Source organism: Flavobacterium columnare NBRC 100251 = ATCC 23463, assembly GCF_002530675.1.
Classification (GTDB): Bacteria; Bacteroidota; Bacteroidia; order Flavobacteriales; family Flavobacteriaceae; genus Flavobacterium; species Flavobacterium columnare.
The window spans coordinates 1-21,460 of sequence record NZ_PCMX01000083.1 but is presented as its reverse complement, the minus strand read 5'-3'; the positions used below and the strand labels follow the sequence as shown (position 1 = coordinate 21,460).

The following is a 21,460-nucleotide window of genomic DNA, read 5'->3' as shown; positions in this document are numbered from 1 at the left end:
AAACGGGATATTATAGATAATAATTATGTAGAATTATCTGATGTTAGAAAATAAGACAAAAACTAAATACTATATACACTACTAAACTTTTGTGTTTTGAAAAAAATAAAAATGAGTTTTACGGCAATTTCTTAATATTAAGCATTTTTAAAGCATAATTGATATCAATAGCAAATCCAATTCCATTTGTATTCGCTTGATTCATTTTAAGTGTATTGATAGCGAGTACTTCTCCAAATTTATTTATTAATGGTCCTCCACTATTCCCAGAATTTATACTTACATCACTTTGTATAAAATCTACACCGTTCATTTTTCTATAATTACTTACAATCCCTTTGGTTACAGATTTTTCTAAAGTTTTATCGAGAGGCGTACCAATAGCAAAAACTTCTTGTCCAATTTTTTTAAAATCTTTTTTTACTATTGGTAGTCCTTTAGATTTATGATCTATTTTCAAAAGAAGCAAATCAACATTTTTGTTAGATTTTACAACCTCAGCTTTGATTCTTTTGTTGTTGACGGTTACAAAATAATCATCAATAATTGAACCTATGTGAAAATTAGTTAAAATATACCCTTCATTATTGATAAAAAATCCACTACCAAAAGTATTTCCAGATTCAATGGTAACTACCGAATCTAAATATCCGCTTATTTCATTTTCCTGATATTTTTCTTCAGATAATATGTTAATATTTAACTCATTGCCTATTGTTTCTTTTAAATAACTATTTTCAATTTCAAGGAACTTTTGGTATAAACCTTCATTTTTTAAAAGTTCTAATTGAGAAAAATAAACTAAATCATGCAATAGTAAATTATAATTATTTTTCAACCTATATCCGTCTACTTTTGTATCATAACTAAATTTTGGATTGTTTAAATCATTTCGATCAAAAACGAACCATTCTATCTCAATATGGTAATTTCCAACGTACTCACGTAAAATCTTACCTTTCAGATTAAAGTCTAAGTTTTTTATAATAGGTTTTAGAATTACTCTTGGCTCTAACAATAAAGACTTTTCTTCTTTTTCTTTTTCTTGATCGAAAAAAACAGGTTGAACAAATGTATCTCCAAAAGCTTCAAAGATTCTATTTTCAAGATTCGTAGTATGACCTAATAGAAAATTTATATTCTTAGATTTTAAATATCTTTTAGATTCATTTACTGTGCCTATCAATTCGTTTTCATCTATCTTGTAAGAAGGATTGGCAAATCCAACAAAAATCTCACCTTTTTTTTCAGTTCTATAAGGAATCAAATTAAAAATGGCTGTATTATTGTTTATATTTATATAAAACTTATCTGGATTGGCAAAACAATTTTGAATTTCTTCATTTTTTTCATCATTCTTAATCTCTAATGTTAGTAATTTGAAATTTTCTTTTTTTATTTTCAAAACAAAACTTCCGTTCTTAGTAATTTCATAAGGGGTCTTTCCGAGAAGCGTGTTGTTTTCATCATAGACTAAAGCATCCGATGGAGACACATCTATCATCTTTGATTGAGCATTTACAATAATAACATTAAAAAAACACACTGCTAATAGAAAATTCTTATACATTCTTTTTATATTTTTGCCAAAAATAACATAAATATGGGTAATAAATTTCTTTTTTTAGGCTTGTTCGTAATTAATTTATGCTTTGGTCAATTTACAGCCAAAGAATACGACAGTGAAGAGTTTAATAGGTTTAAAGCATCAAAAACATTCATTGTACTTACAGGAAACGAAAAATTTGATACTGAACTAACAAAATCGATGTCAAATATTTGGAAAACAACACCATATTCAACAATCTCAAGTGAAGAATTTGAAAAAAAAATCGCGGATAAAACGGCCTCATTTATATGTTTATTTGGTAATACGAATCCAAATGTAAAATCATATCATTATTTAGCATTAATTAATGGTGGAAAAAAAACAATTAGTAGATATGAATACCAAGATTTAATTGCCTATGCCCCAATCAATTTCTTTATAAATGAAAGTAATTTAACAGATTGTGCTTACAGAGTCAGCAATATGATTGAATCAATGGTTCTTTCAATTGATTTAGTTCAAAAAAACAATATTAAAGGTAGTACTTTATCAATCGTAAAAGAATTAGGAAAAATTTATTTAAAACGTTCACCTAAAATAAAGGAAAGAACCCTATTAATATGTGAAGAATCAATTAATAAAAAAGTTCTTACTGGATCAAATGTACAGAGTGTAGGTATAAATTATCTGCTAACAAAGGACATCACCAAAGACGATATTGCAGCTTTATATCCTTTTAAATATGAAATTTGCAGCAAAGAAAAAATAGAAAAAGTCATCAAAGAAAAAAACAAAGACTACTATTATCTTCAACCTGCTATAACAGTCAATAAAACCATTTTTGTTTTTGATCCAGTAAATGGAGAGGTAGTTTATTTTGATTTTACAATGATGGGGGCACTAAATTTTAACAAAGGGAACTTGAAAGATTTAGCAAAAGCGATAAAATAAGTATTATTAAACTCCTTCGGGAGTTTTTTTATTTTAATAAAAAAACAAATACCAAACAATAGGTATTGCCTCCACCCAAAAAGACGTATAGTATTTAGAACGATTAGGGGTAGCAAAAAATAATGCAATAGCAATAAAAAATGGCAATATCAATTGCAATGCTACTAATTGATTATTGAAATTGCCATTGCTGTTGAATTTAAAAACTTCCAATAATACACAAATAACCAACAAAACATACCCTAACCATTTTGTTTGTCTCACTCCTATTTGCTGCGGAATAGTTTGTAAACTTAATTTGTCTTTTGACAAATCAACGATTTCAAAAATAAGCATCAAAACAAACACAACAAGAAATCTTTGAATGAAATAAAAAACAACATCATATTTTATAACTAATTCAGTATTAAAAATGGGTAACCAAACGGTTACAATAGCCCAACTCAAAGCCACTAAATATATTTTTACTCCGCTCCAGTTTCTAAAATTAGTTTTTTTAGGTACTATGGGCAAGGTATAAAATCCCGTAAGTAAAAGTACTCCTATTGCTGTAATTTGAGTTATGCTGTTGAATTGAAAGAAGTAATAACCACAGCATAATACCGAAACAAAACTTAACGAAACGATCCATTTTAATTGCTTATGCCAAACCCGTTTTCTAACTCTGGTTAATTCATCGTATTTAATAAAATTGTAACCTACAATCGTACCATAGAATGCAAACTCTCTAACATTATTAGTATTTGAAATATGAAATTCAATACAGCTAATTTGCACAAAGGCAAAAACAGCTAAAGCAACATGAATGCTACTATTTATATAAAAATCAAAAATGTTTTTTAAAAATCTACTCATTTTCAATGGTTACATATTGCTTAAGTTCCATTCCTTTTTCATCTACTACCGTTATAAGATGTCTTCCTGTAGATGTTATAATTGGCATTTCGTGAAAAGTTTGTGTGGTACCTTTAAATTCTTTATCAATATACCAATATAGCTTTGATTCTCGATTAGAGTGGGCTATTTTAAAAATTACAGGTTGTATTTTTCCTTGAAAATTTTTTGTTAGATAAATTTTACTATTAGCTTTAGGATAAATAAATCCCATAGTACCTTGAGAGGCTCCCTGACAATCTTGACGGTATGGGGGCAATGGTTTATAATCTATATGTAATCCTTTATAGTACCATTCCATAACGGGGGGCAATACAAACCACGATTGGGTTACTATTTTATCGACATCTTCACAAGTGTTATTTACTTGAAACTGTTTTGTAATGTCTAAATGAATGGTTTTATGAAAAGGGCATATTGTTGTTTTTGTTCCGTTTTTGGGAATCATTTGCTTTACTTTAGGACATCCTGTCTTGGCTAAATAACCACTTTGAACACAACATTCTTTTTCAACTAAATCAGAAATAGGTGGTTTAAACCATTTTTTTCTAGGCAATAAATTAAATACGTCAAATAAAACAGGTGCTGCACTATCAATACCTGTTAATTGTGGTCGTCCTTCTCCTGACGCATTTCCTACCCATACGCCTACCACGTAATCATTATTTGTACCTATAGCCCAAGCATCTCTATTTCCAAAACTAGTACCTGTTTTCCAAGCTAATTGGATAGAGGAATCATAAAAACGCCAAGCCTCATCTTCTGCTGGTCTATTGACTTCTTTCATAGCTTCATAAGTAAGGTATATTGCTCCTGCTCCTACTACTTCTTTTTGGTCTTGTTCCGTTCCAAAATTTGGTTGAAAATCTTTTTTGTAATTGAGTTCGCTAAATTCATATTTGCGATATTGTTTAAATTCATTATAATAATTTAAGGTTGAAGTTAAATTAGCATAGGTCCTACTCAAATCCCACAAATTACTTTCAGCACCTCCTAATATTAACGATAATCCATAATGATCAGGATGTTTATTAATATTTTTTAACTTGTATTGTTTTAATGTTTCGTAAAATTTATGAACTCCGTGTTCTTGTAACATTAATACGGCTGGAATGTTTAATGATCTTGAAAGTGCTCGTTGCGCAGGCACAGCTCCGTCAAACGTTAAATTATAATTTTGAGGCATATACCCTGATATTTGAGTGGGAATATCAGCCACTAAAGTATTAGACAACAACTCGCCATCATCTAACATAGAAGCAAAAAGCAAAGGTTTTAAAATGCTTCCTGTGCTTCGAGGAGCTGTAATGATATCAACATCTTTGTCATGATTAGCATCTGTAGGGGTATTTCCTACATAGCTGAGTATGTTTCTATTTCTTACATCTAATACAATAACAGCCATATTATGAACCTCATTTTGGCTATACTGGCTATAATATTGTCGTACTATTTGGTTTACTCTATTTTGCAGGGAAACATCAATTGTTGTTACAATTTTTTGTTGTGAATTTTCTTTCGCTACTTTTTGTAATAAATGCGGTGCTATTTGAGGTAAATCGTAAGGTTTTTGAGGCAAAGATTCTGTTAGTGCTAAATCAAAGGTCATTTGATCAATTACTTTATTGTCTAATAATTTTTTAAGTAACCGATTTCGTTTTCTTAGTAATAATTGCTGATTTTTACCTGGATATATAAGTCGTGGAGCATTAGGCAGCACTGCTAAAGTAGCACTTTCAGCCCATGATAATTGGTGTGGTTGCACTCCAAAATAACGCCAAGCAGCCATTTCTAATCCTACTACATTTCCTCCAAAAGGGGCATGTGCAGCATATAATTCTAAGATTCTTTGTTTTGAGTGTCTAAATTCTAATCGAGTGGCCAGAATAATTTCAATAATTTTTTCGAAGTAGGTTCGTTTTTTATTTTTTCTAGCCAAGCGAATGACCTGTTGTGTTACTGTACTTCCTCCTCGAACCACTTTTCCCGCAGTTTTATTTTGTTTTACTGCTTTAACCATAGCTACAGGATTAAATCCAAAATGATGATAAAAGTGTTCGTCCTCAAAATAAACGACACATTGTTTGAATTTATCAGGAATAGAGTCTTGCTCTGGAAAACGCCATTGACCATCGCTTGCAATTTTTGCGCCCAATAGTTCACCTGTATTACTTTCTATTACGGTTGAATAAGGCTCTACAAAAAGTGTACGTGGTAAAGAGAAATAATAAAGAAGTAAAAAAATGAATCCAACGATTGCTTTTTTTTTGTTTTTTATTATCCAATTTTTAATTCTTTTTACAAAAGTGAGATTATAGAATTTGTGTATTAATTCCATTCATAATTAAATTTTTCGATATTTTTTATAGAGAAATATTTTAGAACACAACGTATCTCTATACTTGGTAAACTCTCTCGGTATATTCTACAAGAAGCCATCTAAAAAAATTACGATCGTATTTTTAACTTCATCCTGTTCAGTACTTATAAAAGAACTAAACAGGGTAAACCAAGTAATATAACATCAATCATGTGACTTCTCTATTAAGAGAAGTCACAGACTAAAGGTTATTTTTTTTCTTCTTAAAGAAACTCTTTATTTTTCATTTCACAATTTGCACCCATTTTCCTTTCGTTCGAGCCATAAAACTGTGGTCGTACATGGCTTCACACTGTGCTCCTGGCAGATAATAGTTTCCTAAATAAGACGCATTAATAAGCATTTTAAAGACTCTGGTTTCTCCTGATTTTAAACTAAAATAATAATTGGCTCTATCGTCTCGCATATCAATATAATCGGCCATATTTTCTGTTGCATTACCGAAATCAGTATAACGAGTATTCACAATTTCAAATCCTGAAGGTACTATTTGCGTTAATGCTATATTAGGAACCATTTCATTCTTTTGATTTTTTAATATTATTTCAGCTATTAATTCTGTTCCTTGAGCTATTTTAGAAATCGTAACTATTTTTCCTTTTTTATCTTTAAACACGACTGAAGCAGAAACATTGTTAGAAGTAGGTTGTTCTTTTCCTACTGGTAAAATTCCGCTATTAATAATTCTAACAAACAAAGTATTGTTTTTATTGTTTTTAATATCTAGCATTCCACGAACAAGAGTCCTTTGTACAATGGCTTTTGAAGTATTTATATATACTGATTTACCTCCATTTGTCAACTCAATGCTAATTCCTTTTCCACCGTTGTACTTAGCAAATTTTGCCATTGCATACAATGAGTAAGCCGTAGTCTGTGTACTCATCCATTGATCTGATGATAAATTTTTAGCTAATTTGACTGCCATTGTAAAAGCTTTTTGCTTTTGTCCTAACAATACTAAACTTTCTAAAGTCATCGCCCTATTTCTGTCTTCGGAACCATAGCTATAATAATATTGACTTGCAGTATCATTAATATTTGATTTTAACAATAAGGCATTTGCGGCACTGCTTTGTTCTACTAAAGCGTAAGTTGCTGCCAAACGAAGTTTTGTTTCATTTGTAATTCCTTTCGTTTCTCTTAAACGGTTCATTGATGCTAAATCTGGAACTCCTGCTAAAGCTAAAGTATACAAACGATACGCTTGATTTAAATCCGTGTTATAATCTAATTCCATTCGCCAATTTTTAGCTATTTTTTGTTGATAGCCAATCCATTTAGATTTAAAATTCAATGGCAAATGGTATCCTTTTTTCTCAGCTTCTAACATAAAATGACCCGCATAACTCGTTCCCCAATCATCGGGAGTGGTATTTCCTTGCCAATAAGCCATTCCTCCTGTTGATAATTGAAAACTAGTTAATCGTTCGATCCCTGCTGTAACATTACGTTGTATTTGACTCTTTTTATTGGAATCTACATCTATTACATCCGTTAAATATAATTGTGGAAATACAGAAGAAGTGGTTTGTTCTACACAACCATGAGGATATTGAATAAGATAATCTAAACGCCTTCCAAAATCAATAGTAGGAATTGATGCTATTTCTACCATTGCATGATTGCTGCCTGCAACACCAAAGATTTTCCATGTCATTGTTTTTTTAGCATTTCCGGCTAATAAAGCATCCGTTGTAAGAGTTGTAACTGGATTAGGATTTATTACATCTATTTCTACTTCATATATTGATTTTTCGTTCCCTGAAGTTGCTATTACTTGAAGTTTTCCTATACCAGTTGTATTGCCTACACTTACATCAAAATAAGCCATTTTTTCATCTGGATTTGCAAAATATATTTTTTGTATAGCTGGGCTGGTTAACTTAACTGCATTGTTTGTTTTTACTTGAACTGTTACATTTTTTATATGGTTTTCAGTAGCAAAGAGCGTAACTGGCAAGGTTACTTTTTCAGAAGGTGAAATTTTTCTAGGCAAGGAAGCTAATACCATTAATGGGCTTTTTACCGCGGTACTTTTTTCTGCCATACCATACGCTCCTTTTTCAGCATTAGCCGCTACTACCATTGTTTTGACTGAACCAATATATTTTGGTAATTTGATTGTATGCGTTTTAGTGCCTCCATTTAATTTAAATGGCCCAAAGTACATGACTACAGGTTTAAAACGATTTGCTTTTTTAGCATTAGCCCCTCCTCTTTCGGCATCACCTCCTATACTAAATATTTGATTTACTCGTCCTCCATACGCTCCAATTACATTATCATAAATATCCCAGGTACGAACACCTAATGCCTCGCGAGCATAAAAACTATCCCAAGCGTTCGGGGTTTTAAATCGGGTTAGATCTAATAGTCCTTCATCAACAACTGCAATTGTATAGGTCATTGGCTTACCGTTTTCTTCACTTACTTTTACATCTACTGTTTTTTCAGGTCGCACTACATCGGGCATTTCTATTTTAGGTTTTAAAATAGTTTCTTTATCTATTACACTAATCGGAACCAGACCATACATACGAATAGGAGCATCGTTTTTGGCAGATGCGTGCGGACGTAACATAGTAATATTAATATATACATTAGGAGCCATATCTGGCGTAATATCTAAATCTACTTGCGTTTCTCCGTCGGATGTTTTTTGCCAAAAAGTTTTTACTACTCTTGATCCATTTTCAATAGAAATCAAAGCACGTCCCCCTTCACTTGATGGGAAAAATATTTTAGCTGTTTCGCCTACATGGTATTCTTTTTTGTCTGTAGAAAAACGCAACATAGCCGCTTCTTTTCCATCTGTATTTTTAGAACGTTCAGACCAATAAGGGTAATCTAAAAACACCGTATTTCCTGTTGCATGACCATCATTCGGATCAATAGCTCTGATTAAATAACGTCCCCAATCATTTTCGGGAACAGAGAATGCTATTTCTCCACGCCCTGATGAATTGGTATTAATTACATACGTTTTATAAGCGGTTGTTGAGGTACTGGTACTGTAATTTGATAACTTATCGGAAGATTCGTCCCACCACCATCTAGAATCTATTTTATAAATCCTTACTTGTAATCCTTTAACAGGTTTGGGTTTTCCATTTTCGTTAAGTGTTACAAACTCGTAACGATTATTTTTTCCTGTTTCTAACAATCCGTATTTGTTAGGCTCTGGTGTTTTAATTCCTACATAGGTTGGGTATGGCGAATATTTCACCATACTTACATCAGTGCTTACATCGCCTCCATTTTCATACACTTTGGTAATAAACGCAGCATTCAACATTCCAGGCGCTTGTCCATGTAAAGTTGGATCTATAGAAAAACGGGTTAAACCTTGTTGGTTAATTTTTCCTGAATATACATTTATTTCTTCTGTTGAAAAAGATCTTGTAGGATCATCAAATACAAATTTATCATATCCTTTAAAAGAGGTAACTTGTTGTGTAAACTTTGCTTGTACTTCTGTTTTTAGATCTTTAGCAACAGCTCCGTGCATCCAAGTAACTTTAACGGTATTGTTGTTATTTTTTGAAACAGAAAGTATATCTTTATTAAAACTGTTTTTAATTTTTAGCCTATTAGGCTTAATCGTTTCAATTTTTATACTCTTATAAAAATTAGCTCCTCCTACACTTATCATTGCTTCCCAATTACCTGTTGGAGCTGAAGTATTCGTTACTAAATCAAAACGATAATGGTTTTCTTCATTTGTTTTATGAATATACTGATAAATGGTTTTTCCCATTGGGTCATTCAATCTAAATTTGATCGGATGGTTTACAGGAATTTTATTGGCATTATCATTTAGAATAAATGATAAATGAATCGAATCACCAGGACGCCAAACGCCTCTTTCTCCATAAATATATCCTTTTAATCCTTTTTGTAGAGATTCTCCTGCTACATCAAAATTACTCAATGATAAAGACAGTTCATCATCTAATTTAACATAAGTTGTGTTTTTACCTTGTTTTACTATAGCAAAATAAGCAAATTTCTTTAAGTCAAATTTAGCGATTCCATCACCATCAGTAGTTGAAGTGGCTATTTTTTGTTGTTGATAAGTGTATAAATCTACTGTTGCACCACTTACGGGGTCAGTTGATACAATATCACTTACTGCAATCGTTATACTCTTATTGTTTCCCCTCTTAGCTATCACTCCTAAATCAGTAGCTAGAACATTTGTTGATATCTTTGTGTTGTTATAATAATAATCCGTACACGGATCTTGACTTTGTAACCATTCGTAGTCTTCCTCATAATAGTAATCATAATCTTCTCCACTATAGTTTACATCATCTTCTTCTACTTCTTCCTCCTCTACGATTTCTTCATTATCGCCTGAACATTTATACAATGCGTCACTTTTTTTGAATGAAAACTCTACTCTATAAATAGAACCAGGATCTGATTCTATAATTTTTGATAAATCAAGAGCATAAGTATTCCATTTACTATAATCTAAAAGCTCATTTTGTTTTAATTCAAGAGTGGTTTTGGCAACTGGTTGGCTTACTTTTTTGAGGTTTCTATTGCCATTCAATTCATTATCTTGTAAAAATTGTAAAATATTGTTTTCATATATTTTATATATTTTCACATTTACCTTTTTCAAATTAGCCGCTTCAAAATTTATTTGTAAATGGTTGGAACTTGGTAAAATAGTTCCGTTTTTAATTAGTCTAACGGCTGGTTTTATAGATTCAAAATCAATTGTTTTTGAGTAATTTTCTTTTAGTTCATCCCCATAAATGTTCTTAATCCCTTGAAAAATCTCTACTAATTTAGATCCATTTAGTTCCGTTGTTTGAATTTCTTCTGTTTCTTGCTCCGTTTCTTCTTCAACATAGGATTCTTGAGTTTCATCTGATACAGAAACGGTTTCTACTGAATCTACGACTTCTTCTTGAACAACTGTTGCTGCTGAGTCTACAGCAGTAGCTGCGGTATCCACATCTGCAACTGTTGTTATTTGAACAGGTTCTGCTACAATAACTTCTTCTTTTTCGGGTTTATAATTATTAAAAAATACTTTCAAAACATTACCCGTAGTAGCATATTTGACTCCATTTGTATTTTGAATATTTACTAAACCATTAAAATCTTGGTCTTTTTTCAAGGGGTCTGAAAAATTAATTAGTAATGACTGATTGTTTTCATCTCCTACCTCAACACTCATTACTTTAAAATCATTTTTTGCAGGTATTGCTAATTTAGATTTTCCTTCGTTTTCTGCATCAATTTCATCACCATCCCATTCAAGTACTATTTCACTGGCCTCATCAAAACGTTTAATTCCTTCTACGCGATACTTAAACTCCGTATTGGTACTTTCCTCTTTATCAAAAGTAATAGCTAAATCATCTCCCTCTTGTGAGCATTCTAACACATCTTCTACGTCGTCAAAATCAGCCACATCGGCAGTTTTTACTGTCCCTACCAAATAATAGGTTTCTTTATCTGATGATTGCAATTCATCTGTTTTAACAATAAAATCTTGTTTGATTGTTTTTAAAGAAAATTTAAACTCTTCTAATTCTTTTGGAACTGATTTTATTTTCCCAAGATTTAAGGTTACTTGATATAACGTATTTTGATCGAATTTATCTTTTGGAACAAAAGCTACTGTGTTAGAAGAAAGTGCCACGACTTTTCCACTTACACTAGGGGTTATATCAAACAAATCAGAATCTAACTCTTGATTTACTTTCCAAGTGGGATTATTAAAATCTAATTGAACTCGAATATCCGACTTAACCGAAACAAATCCAGAAGTAAAAGCCGAAATATACCCTTTAAATAACCCAAAATTAGAATCAAAATCAGATGCTTTTTTGGAGCAAGAAAATTGAAATAAAATTGCACAAAACAACGCAAAAAGCCTGGATAATTTCATGTTTTTAAAATTTTGTTTACTTGAATAATTAACGTAAATGTACAGTTTTTAATACATACAAATATCACATAAAAATTAATTTCGTTAAACAGCTACAAATATTAGTTAAATAGTAGTAATTTTGATGCACTCAAAACAACACATTATTTTTTGATTGAATGAGAACAGATGCATTTGCTTTAAGACACATTGGTCCAAGAGAAGAAGACCTTCAACACATGTTTAAAACAATTGGTGTAGAAAACATTGACCAATTATTATACGAAACGTTTCCAGATGGAATTCGGTTAAAAGAAGACATTACATTAGACGCTCCCATGACTGAATATGAGTACTTAGCTCATATCACGCAGCTAGGCAGTAAAAACAAAGTTTTCAAATCATACCTTGGAATGGGATATCATCCTGCAATTGTTCCTCCTGTTATCCAAAGAAATATTTTTGAAAACCCAGGATGGTATACGGCTTATACTCCTTATCAAGCTGAAATTGCTCAAGGTCGTCTAGAAGCCTTATTAAATTTCCAAACTACTATCATAGAGTTAACTGGTATGGAAATTGCAAATGCCTCTTTATTAGACGAAGGAACCGCTGCAGCTGAGGCAATGACGCTCCTTTTCGATGTTAGAACACGAGATCAAAAGAAAAACAATGTAAACAAATTTTTCGTTTCAGAAGAAATATTACCACAAACGCTATCCATTTTAGAAACCCGTGCCACTCCATTAAACATTGAGTTGGTAATTGGTAATCACGAAACATTTGATTTTTCTACTGATTTTTTTGGAGCTATATTACAATACCCTGGAAAATATGGTCAAGTATATGACTATAGTCAATTTATAACAAATGCGGCTGAAAATGATATTAAGGTAGCGGTAGCGGCTGATATTTTATCTTTAGCAAAATTAACACCTCCTGGCGAACTAGGAGCAGCAGTTGTAGTAGGGACCACACAACGTTTTGGGATCCCAATGGGTTTTGGAGGTCCTCATGCGGGCTATTTTGCCACTAAAGAAGAGTACAAACGCTCGATGCCAGGTCGAATTATTGGCGTTTCTATAGATGCAAACGGAAACCGTGCCTTACGTATGGCATTAGGTACTCGCGAACAACATATTAAACGTGAAAAAGCCACTTCTAATATTTGTACAGCACAAGTATTATTAGCCGTTATGGCTGGTATGTACGCTGTTTATCATGGTCCAAAAGGATTACAGTATATTGCCAATAAAATACATGCTTCCGCAGTAACTACTTCAAAAGCATTAGCCTCTTTAGGAATTAATCAAGTAAATTCTTCTTTCTTTGATACACTTTTAGTAAAAGCAGATAGCCTTAAAGTAAAAGAAATTGCTGAAAAGAATGAATTCAACTTCTTTTATCCAAATGAAAACTGTGTTGCCATTTCTTTTAATGAAACCACTTCAATTGCAGATATTAACACCATTCTTTCCATCTTTGCCGAAGCAACTGGAAAATCAGCAATTCATGTTTCAGAACTAGCAACAGAAAATCATATTCCTTCCAACTTAATTAGAACCTCTACTTTCTTACAACATGATGTATTTAACAATCATCATTCTGAAAGTCAACTGATGCGTTATATTAAAAAACTAGAACGCAAAGATTTATCATTAAATCATTCTATGATTTCATTAGGTTCTTGTACTATGAAATTAAATGCTGCCGCTGAAATGCTTCCTCTTTCATTACCAAATTGGAATAACATTCACCCTTTTGCTCCAGCTAATCAAGTGCAAGGTTATCTAACGATGTTGAAAAAACTAGAAGAACAATTAAATACAGTAACTGGCTTTAAAGGTACTTCATTACAACCAAACTCAGGTGCTCAAGGTGAATACGCTGGTTTAATGGCTATTCGTGCTTATCATATTTCACGTAATGAAGGACATCGTAATGTCTGTCTTATTCCTTCTTCTGCTCATGGAACAAATCCAGCTTCAGCGGCTATGGCAGGAATGAAAATTATCGTTACTAAAACAACTCCTGAAGGAAATATAGATGTTGAAGATTTAAAAGCAAGAGCTATTGAACACAAAGATAATTTATCTTGTTTAATGGTAACTTACCCTTCTACGCATGGAGTTTATGAATCTACCATTATTGAAATTACAAACCTAATTCACGAAAATGGTGGTTTAGTTTATATGGACGGTGCTAACATGAATGCACAAGTAGGTTTAACGAATCCAGCTACCATTGGTGCTGATGTTTGTCACTTAAACCTACACAAAACATTTGCTATCCCACATGGTGGCGGTGGACCAGGTGTTGGACCAATTTGTGTAAACGAAAAACTGGTTAACTTCTTACCTACCAATCCTGTGATAGCAACTGGTGGTAAAGATGCTATTTCAGCTATTTCTGCAGCTCCTTTTGGATCCGCTTTGGTATGTTTAATATCTTATGGCTACATTTCTATGTTAGGGGCTGAAGGTTTAAAAGCTTCTACAGAACACGCTATTCTAAACGCAAACTATATGAAAGCGCGTTTAGAAGAACATTACCCTGTTTTATATTCAGGCGAAATGGGACGTGCAGCTCACGAAATGATTTTAGATTGTCGTGAATTCAAACAAAACGGGATTGAAGTAGGTGATATAGCCAAACGCTTGATGGATTATGGTTTCCACGCTCCTACAGTGTCTTTCCCTGTAGCTGGAACCTTAATGGTAGAACCTACTGAATCGGAAGATTTAGCAGAATTAGATCGTTTTTGTGAAGCCATGATTTCCATCAGAAAAGAAATTGCTGAGGCAACTATTGACAATCCTAACAATCCTTTAAAAAATGCACCGCATACCTTAAGTATGTTAACAGCTGATACTTGGGATTTACCTTACTCAAGAGAAAAAGCAGCATATCCATTAGAGTATATTACCGAAAATAAATTCTGGCCTACAGTACGTCGTGTAGATGATGCGTATGGAGACAGAAATCTGGTTTGCTCATGTGCTCCTATTGAAGCGTATATAGAAAGCTAATAGAAAGAAAGCCTTTTTTATTATTCTACATTATAACCTTAAACTCTTTGTTTTTCAGAAAACAAAGAGTTTTCTTATTACCCAGCTAACAAAGACTCCTTAAACAATCTGATTATGGATGAAGTCAAAAATCTGTGGGATGGAACAACGAAATAAGATAGATATAAGTGTGATTTAACCTAGATTACCCATTAGAGATTTATTACAAATATAAATAACTTTGAATCCAAAAAAGTACTCACTTTTTTCTCCTCAATGCAAAACGATAGCTGTTGTAAAAAATTTCCGTCCCTTTTTACCTCCTTTGCCCTTTTCCTCTTCATTACAAAGTCTAACAGATAATCTAGATTAAAAGAGCTTTTTAGATACCAAGCAGAGAGAGTTATAAATGGATAAAAAGAATTTCTCTTCGTAGTGGTAGAATTATACAAAGTTCAAAATTGTATTTTTTGACATGATATAAGGCTCTGCTTTTAATGAATGCTACAAAAAAAGGATTAAGTAAAGAAATTCAAAAACAACTTAGACAAAAAGACATGAACCCGTTTGGGCAATAGTTCACAAATACAAAAAGTCATAAAAATAAAAACACTCGTTATGCTTTAAAAGGAATCTTAGAGTTTGATAAGACTATTTCACTATTAAATCTTCTGTAATTGAGCAAGAAAAAGATATACATATTCGTGGTGGTGTGGCAAATAAAAGGGACTATAATAACAGCATTTCTCCTTGTGGGAAGACGTATAAAGGAACAAAAAATCAACAATAACATTAAAAAAGCTTCCCCTAAAAATAGTATTCTTCTTATTCTACCCATATTTTTATAATAAATTAACCCTTCTATCTTTATTAATTGTTTTAATTGTTTTTTTATCCAAGGAATTATTATTTTATTATTACCAAAAAAAAACTTATTAAAAAGAATTTATCATAATTAAAAATAAGTTTCTTTACATAATTAACAAAAAAAGACCTTAAATAGAATTTACAGCCAATCAAAAGATTTGTTTGTCTAAATTAGTAGTTTTCAAAACCCAATTACAATGAACATTAAAATAACTGGTTCAGGAAGCTATATCCCTACTGAAATTGTAACCAATCTAGATTTTGCCAAACATATTTTTTTAAATGACGATGGCACACCTTTCCCTCTACCCAACGAAACAATTACAGAAAAATTTTACGACATTACCGGAATTGAAGAACGCAGATATGTTACAAATGATTTATTAACTTCCGATATTGGAGCTATAGCTGCTAAACGTGCTATAGAAGATGCAGGTATAGATCCTGAAACTTTAGATTACATTATTTTTGCACATAATTTCGGCAATGTAAAACATGCTGCAATACAAACCGATATTTTACCAAGCTTAGCCACTCGTGTAAAACACAATTTGCGTATTAAAAACCCTAAATGTGTAGCTTATGATATGCTTTTTGGCTGTCCTGGCTGGATAGAAGGCATTATTCAAGCAAAAGCCTTTATTCAGGCGGGAATGGCAAAAAAATGTTTAGTAATTGGTGCCGAAACTTTGTCGCGAGTTGTTGATTTACATGATCGCGATAGCATGATTTATTCTGATGGAGCTGGTGCTACCATCATTGAATCATCAGAAGATGAAGGGGGTATTTTAGCCTATGAATCGGCTAGTTTTACTTATGACGAAGCTTATTATTTACATTTCGGAAATTCTTTTAATAAAAGCCATAATCCTGACGTACGTTACATTAAAATGCACGGACGAAAAATTTATGAATTTGCATTAAACAATGTTCCAAAGGCGATGAAAGAATGTCTGGATAAAAGCGGTATAAGTATTAACGAAGTAAAAAAAGTATTGATTCATCAAGCTAATGAAAAAATGGATGAAGCCATTATCCAACGTTTTTACAAACAATACAAACAAACACCTCCTGAAGGTATTATGCCTATGTGCATTCATAAATTAGGTAATTCAAGTGTAGCAACTATTCCAACTTTATTTAATCTAATTATTAAAGGCGAAATCAAAAATCAACAGATTAATAAGGGAGATGTAATCATTTTTGCATCGGTAGGAGCAGGAATGAATATTAATGCTATTGTATATAGGTATTAGATAAATTTTAAACAAAAAGAGACGGTCTTTTAAACGGTCTCTTTTTTCTTAAATAAGAGCATATTCATAAAAAGTATTATTTATACTCTCTTTACTATAAAACTTCCCTTTAAAACACTCCAATTAAACCACAATTTGTGTATTATTGTTTTAATCTAACAATTACACTATAAATCTTCCCTACAACTAAACTAGCTTCCTCTACTGATTTAGAATTTAAAGCCGTTTTTAATTTGACGTATATTTTTATCTGAATTTTTCACTTCTAACACAACTAACTCTTTATTAGAATTAACAGTAAAAAACACATGAGTAATACCATTCCAGGGGGTAGTAACACGGTTATAACAAGAGCCAATCCTACTGGTGGACTGGGGCGGTTTATACTATAGATAGCCAAGGCAATGTGACTGGGCCTCTTACACCCGCTCCCAATGTCATTAAATTAAGAAATTTTCACAAACTATCTTTTTGATTTTTAGCAACTAATCCTTTTATTCTACCCCTGTATTTCCCTATTTTTCGTTCAAAGCCTCTATTTGGTCTTATAGGTATCAAATGATCTTTAAATAATTTCTTAAGCTCATTTATAATTTCGTTCATATCGCCTTTAGTGAAAAATAGTTCTAAAATTCTATCTTTCATAAATCCATAAGACAAAGAAGTGTTTATTTTATATTCATGTTTTCTATTTTTTTGTTCTTCTTTTCTTTCCTCGTTAAGTTCACTCTCAATAAGGATCTGAATATTGCTTACAAATAAAGTTGAGTAAAAATCTTGCATAATACTTTGATTTGAATAACCTGAAAATTCTTCGACTTTTAGTTTGTTTTTCAACTCATCATAGTAGGTCTCTATTTTCCATCTTTGAAAATATAATTCTTTAAAAATTTCATTACCATATTGTTTGTTATCTAAAAGAGATGTTGCTAAAATTTCGACTCCTCCTCCAGGTAGAACTATACGTAATAATCGAATATTTGAAATCGCGTTTTTATCATAAGGTTTGTTTTCAAAACTTTTCTTTTGACTAGGTTTTATTCCAACAATTTGTGAATGCTTACCACTTTTTACAAAGTCTTTCACAACCTGACTAAAATCCAAAGGCATTCTGATAATGAAATTTAATCGCTTTTGATAATGTTCATAAATTATCAAATCACTCGATTGGCAATACTCTAAAAGTTGTTTTGCTTGAATACGTTCATCAGTATCAATAGAGGACAAAACACCATTAATACATATTTTGTTTAGTAAATCATACAACACACAAACTTTTGCTTGTATGATATAAGTGTTTGATTGATTTTTAGTTTGTCGGTAAATATCTTCCAGTTCTTTATTGAAAGGCAATGTTAATCTAGAACCATCCATTGCTAATATCCGTAAGCCTTTAAATTGTTTTAAAACACCTGAATTCTCTGTGTAAAATTCTTCAACTAATTTTTGATTCAAGTGTTTAAAAACTTCAGAATTTATCTTTTTGCGTACTTGAACAAATCCACTTTTACTAAATATTGGTTGTTTAATATCTTTTCTTTTGAGGAAACTTAAAAAGTTTACAATTTCTATAGATAGGCTTTTGTTAAAAAATTTAGCATAAACAAAATAGTACCTGAAAAAGATTGTTTTCTGTTTCTTGTAAAACCCTCAGGATTTGATTTAAAATTATCTTTTAGAAAAGTATTAAAAATTTCTGTCTGAAGTGTAGTTAAAATCTGAAATGCTGTTTTTTTTGCATTGTATTATTTATCTGATTACTAAATAAATACACAAAAAATAGCACAAAAAAACAAAATTAAAAAACTGAATTTCAACTAATTAAACTCTTAACTTAATAACATTGAAAGCAGCGGTAGGAGTGCATGATGAAGATATTTCAAGAGAAACAATTCTAGCCAAAGGAATTGTTTCTGAAGAAGATTATTTAGTTTTAGAAAAATATACACGTGATTTGTTTCAAAGAGGTACTGAAATTGCCGCATCACAGGGATTAATTTTGGTAGATACTAAATATGAATTTGGTAAAACGAAAGAAGGAACGATTGTTTTAATTGATGAAATTCATACACCTGATTCCTCTCGCTATTTTTATGCTGATGGTTACCAAGAAAGACAAAATAAAGGAGAAGATCAAAAACAATTATCAAAAGAATTTGTGCGTCAGTGGTTAATTTCAAATGGATTTCAAGGGTTGGAAGGGCAAGAAATACCTGAAATGACTGACGAATACATAGGAACCGTTTCTGATAGATATATAGAATTATACGAAAATATTATTGGGGAAAAATTTGAGAAATCAGATATTTCAAATATTTATCAACGAATTGAAAAGAATGTTGTAACTTTTTTGAATGAAAAAAAACATATTTAATCTTTTGTTATATTTGCACTCTTGATCTGACTTATAAAAATAAGTCTATAAATATAATAATATGAAAAAAGTAATTTTAGTTCTTTTGATTAACTTACTACTATCTTGTAGTAATGATAAAGATTTGGTTAATCTAAATACAAACCAACCTACTGATGTAGCTGCTCAAGACCCAACAGAAAATGATATAAAACAATATTTTGATTTTCCAGTAACATCTATTAAAAAGGCAGATGAAATCGTTAATAGTATCACTAACACGAGAGGACTTAAAAAAGTAGGGTATAAACAGGTTGATTTATTAGTTGAGAATACCATAATAGAAAAAAAAGATGTTGTTAAAGGAGAGGTAATTGCAAAAATTTCAGGAAAATTTGCTAATAAATCCTTTTCTAAATCATATACATTTTTTTGCTCGTCAGATGGACCTAATGATAATTCTGAAGATTCACATATTGCCAAAAATATTAAAATGGAATGGAAACCTGAATTTAAAAACAATCCAGAAGAGTTAACAGATCTAGATTTTGATGCCCTTTATAGGTTAAAAAAGACTGATTTATTTACTATAGAATACCTAAGTAAATGGTTTGATTTCTATTCTAAAAAACCAAACTCTGATAAGGCATATAAATTTACTTCTGAAGATTTAAAAAATATTAAAATTACAGAAATAAAAAATTCCGAAATAGTAGATAGATTTGTAAGCGTAATTTTAGAATATAAAAATAAACATTCATTTAATTTAGCCTTTGAATTTGATAAAGAAAAATACTACAAAAAAAAGATTGTTTTAAACAAAGATGAAATAAGAAAATATTATGTGTCTGGTGTACATGAAAATTTAGAACAGTTCAAAGAAACGTTGTTTAGAATCCCAAATGATTTTGTTTTAGTGATTAATACTAAGTACAGTGTAGATTATGATAATAATCTTATTAGGTGTGCTGTTTCTTTATTAGGAAAAGGAAAAGGAAATGAAAAGTTAGTTTATCTTGTTAACTATCAAATTTCAGGTTTCAAACCTTTATCTGACTTTCCTAAAGAATTTATAGTTCAAAGAACCGATGGACTAGATCGTTATATGCAAGATATTTTGAAAGATATACCTGATGGAGATGTAAAAGCAATAGTTTCTCCTTTACGTAATAAAATTAAAAAAGAGCTTCAATACGGTATGATTAGAGAAGATAATATTATTAATACCCTAGGAGATAATTTTATTATTCGTTTATCAAACGGACAGTTAGCGCTAAAGTTAAAAGAAAAAACCAATAATCCTGATTCTTTTGATACTTTGATACCTTTGAGTCAAGACATTGCACATAAAGATATACACTTTAGACCTGATTTTACTATAGCGTCAGCAGTTAAAAAACAAGGTAAATTAATACTTGAATTAAATTTTATTGTTCATGGGTATCCTACTATAGATAAATTTAAAAGAGAAATAGTAGTCAATCTATAAAAACGGGAATGTGGTAAAAAAACACCAACTGTTTTTTACCTTTCAATTCTTATAGCGTCCTATCAAATTAGAGAAGACTTTGGTTGTCTGAGGAGCAACCAATCCGTAATAAGTTTGATCATTATACGATAATTAAAAGGATAGTTTTTTAGCTATCCTTTTTTATTAATTATCAGGAACCTAATAATATGGCCAAAAAACTGTTTCATTTGGCTTTTATAATATAAACACATCCCAATTACCCAATTTTTAAACCAAATTTATTTATTAGAATTTGAAACTGATTTATTCTCAGCAGTAAATAATTGTCCGCAATTCTTACTCTTAAATTGTTGCTTATTTTGTCGAATTTCTCATTTTATAATTTCTAGACTTTTACAAGTTGGATATCGCTTTTTTTCTTTGAGTTTTTCATAAATAAAAATAGTTTATTGAAACGAATTTCAATAAACTATTCGAAACGTCATGTTTTAGAATATCTAACAGTTGTTTTACCAACTTTTTTGGCTATTAAATCTTTTAAAAACAGCAAATAACACCATTTAAACTTTAAAAATACTGCAAAAGCTTTTATATAAAACTCATAGCCTATTATTGATTTAATTAATTCATTCTCAGCTGTTTTGATCAATTCTTCCATTTTTTGATTTAATTCAGCTAGAGTATTATAAATTTTCATTGAAATTTTATCTTTCATCTATTGCCATATTTTCTCAGCAGGGTTGAGTTCTGGACAATATGGAGGAATTGGTAACACAAATATGTTCTGAGGAATTATTACATCTTTTGTGGAATGAAATGGGATCAAGAACAAAAGTTG

Annotated in this window: 10 protein-coding genes and 1 pseudogene; 5 read left to right on the top strand and 6 right to left on the bottom strand. The window is 31.0% G+C overall.

Features of this window, described 5'->3' with window-relative positions; translation table 11 throughout:
* Nucleotides 1-118: 118 nt before the first annotated feature.
* A complete protein-coding gene (locus B0A78_RS11320; protein WP_065213054.1) occupies nt 119-1,570 on the bottom strand; it encodes a S1C family serine protease in 1,452 nt (483 codons plus the stop codon).
* Between the two features lie 33 nt (nt 1,571-1,603).
* On the opposite strand from B0A78_RS11320, the gene B0A78_RS11315 reads away from it, so the two are divergent.
* Nucleotides 1,604-2,500 carry a hypothetical protein gene (locus B0A78_RS11315; RefSeq protein WP_014166343.1) on the top strand — a complete coding sequence of 299 codons (897 nt, stop codon included), beginning with the start codon at nt 1,604-1,606 and terminating at the stop codon, nt 2,498-2,500.
* A 33-nt stretch (nt 2,501-2,533) separates the two neighbouring features.
* Here B0A78_RS11315 and B0A78_RS11310 read toward each other — a convergent pair whose 3' ends face one another.
* From B0A78_RS11310 to B0A78_RS11300, 3 genes are all read right to left on the bottom strand, one after another.
* Nucleotides 2,534-3,355 carry a hypothetical protein gene (locus B0A78_RS11310; protein WP_014166344.1) on the bottom strand — a complete coding sequence of 274 codons (822 nt, stop codon included), beginning with the start codon at nt 3,353-3,355 and terminating at the stop codon, nt 2,534-2,536.
* On the bottom strand, nt 3,348-5,732 hold the full coding sequence (gene pbpC, locus B0A78_RS11305; RefSeq protein ID WP_014166345.1) for a penicillin-binding protein 1C: 2,385 nt from the start codon (nt 5,730-5,732) through the stop codon (nt 3,348-3,350). Before pbpC ends, B0A78_RS11310 begins: the two co-directional genes overlap by 8 nt.
* Nucleotides 5,733-5,997: 265 nt before the next feature.
* Complete coding sequence (locus B0A78_RS11300) at nt 5,998-11,688, bottom strand: alpha-2-macroglobulin family protein (protein ID WP_097609684.1); 5,691 nt, start codon at nt 11,686-11,688, stop codon at nt 5,998-6,000.
* Nucleotides 11,689-11,846: 158 nt separating this feature from the next.
* Between B0A78_RS11300 and gcvP the strand changes: the two genes are divergently transcribed.
* Together gcvP and B0A78_RS11290 are read left to right on the top strand one after the other, a co-directional pair.
* Complete coding sequence (gene gcvP, locus B0A78_RS11295) at nt 11,847-14,696, top strand: aminomethyl-transferring glycine dehydrogenase (RefSeq protein WP_014166347.1); 2,850 nt, start codon at nt 11,847-11,849, stop codon at nt 14,694-14,696.
* Between the two features lie 1,043 nt (nt 14,697-15,739).
* On the top strand, nt 15,740-16,798 hold the full coding sequence (locus tag B0A78_RS11290) for a 3-oxoacyl-ACP synthase III family protein (protein WP_014166348.1): 1,059 nt from the start codon (nt 15,740-15,742) through the stop codon (nt 16,796-16,798).
* Between the two features lie 456 nt (nt 16,799-17,254).
* Here B0A78_RS11290 and B0A78_RS11285 read toward each other — a convergent pair whose 3' ends face one another.
* Nucleotides 17,255-18,253, bottom strand: a complete 999-nt coding sequence (locus B0A78_RS11285; RefSeq protein WP_014166349.1) for a transposase — start codon at nt 18,251-18,253, stop codon at nt 17,255-17,257.
* Between the two features lie 385 nt (nt 18,254-18,638).
* Between B0A78_RS11285 and B0A78_RS11280 the strand changes: the two are divergent.
* A pseudogene (locus B0A78_RS11280) lies at nt 18,639-19,172 on the top strand (phosphoribosylaminoimidazolesuccinocarboxamide synthase); the annotation flags it as partial.
* A 61-nt stretch (nt 19,173-19,233) separates the two neighbouring features.
* The gene (locus B0A78_RS11275; protein ID WP_097609683.1) at nt 19,234-20,640 is read left to right on the top strand and encodes a hypothetical protein; all 1,407 of its coding nucleotides are present in this window, start codon (nt 19,234-19,236) and stop codon (nt 20,638-20,640) included.
* A gap of 463 nt (nt 20,641-21,103) precedes the next feature.
* Here the strand turns inward: B0A78_RS11275 and B0A78_RS14335 are convergent, their stop codons facing one another.
* The gene (locus B0A78_RS14335; RefSeq protein WP_123907292.1) at nt 21,104-21,337 is read right to left on the bottom strand and encodes a hypothetical protein; all 234 of its coding nucleotides are present in this window, start codon (nt 21,335-21,337) and stop codon (nt 21,104-21,106) included.
* Between the last annotated feature and the right edge of the window lie 123 nt (nt 21,338-21,460).

Excerpts from the sequence above, each read along its gene's own strand:
- B0A78_RS11300 (WP_097609684.1), bottom strand. The coding sequence starts at position 11,688 with ATGAAATTATCCAGGCTTTTTGCGTTGTTTTGTGCAATTTTATTTCAA.
- B0A78_RS11320 (WP_065213054.1), bottom strand. The coding sequence starts at position 1,570 with ATGTATAAGAATTTTCTATTAGCAGTGTGTTTTTTTAATGTTATTATT.
- B0A78_RS14335 (WP_123907292.1), bottom strand. The coding sequence starts at position 21,337 with ATGAAAGATAAAATTTCAATGAAAATTTATAATACTCTAGCTGAATTA.
- B0A78_RS11275 (WP_097609683.1), top strand. The coding sequence starts at position 19,234 with ATGAAAAAAGTAATTTTAGTTCTTTTGATTAACTTACTACTATCTTGT.
- gcvP (WP_014166347.1), top strand. The coding sequence starts at position 11,847 with ATGAGAACAGATGCATTTGCTTTAAGACACATTGGTCCAAGAGAAGAA.
- B0A78_RS11310 (WP_014166344.1), bottom strand. The coding sequence starts at position 3,355 with ATGAGTAGATTTTTAAAAAACATTTTTGATTTTTATATAAATAGTAGC.
- B0A78_RS11315 (WP_014166343.1), top strand. The coding sequence starts at position 1,604 with ATGGGTAATAAATTTCTTTTTTTAGGCTTGTTCGTAATTAATTTATGC.
- pbpC (WP_014166345.1), bottom strand. The coding sequence starts at position 5,732 with ATGGAATTAATACACAAATTCTATAATCTCACTTTTGTAAAAAGAATT.
- B0A78_RS11290 (WP_014166348.1), top strand. The coding sequence starts at position 15,740 with ATGAACATTAAAATAACTGGTTCAGGAAGCTATATCCCTACTGAAATT.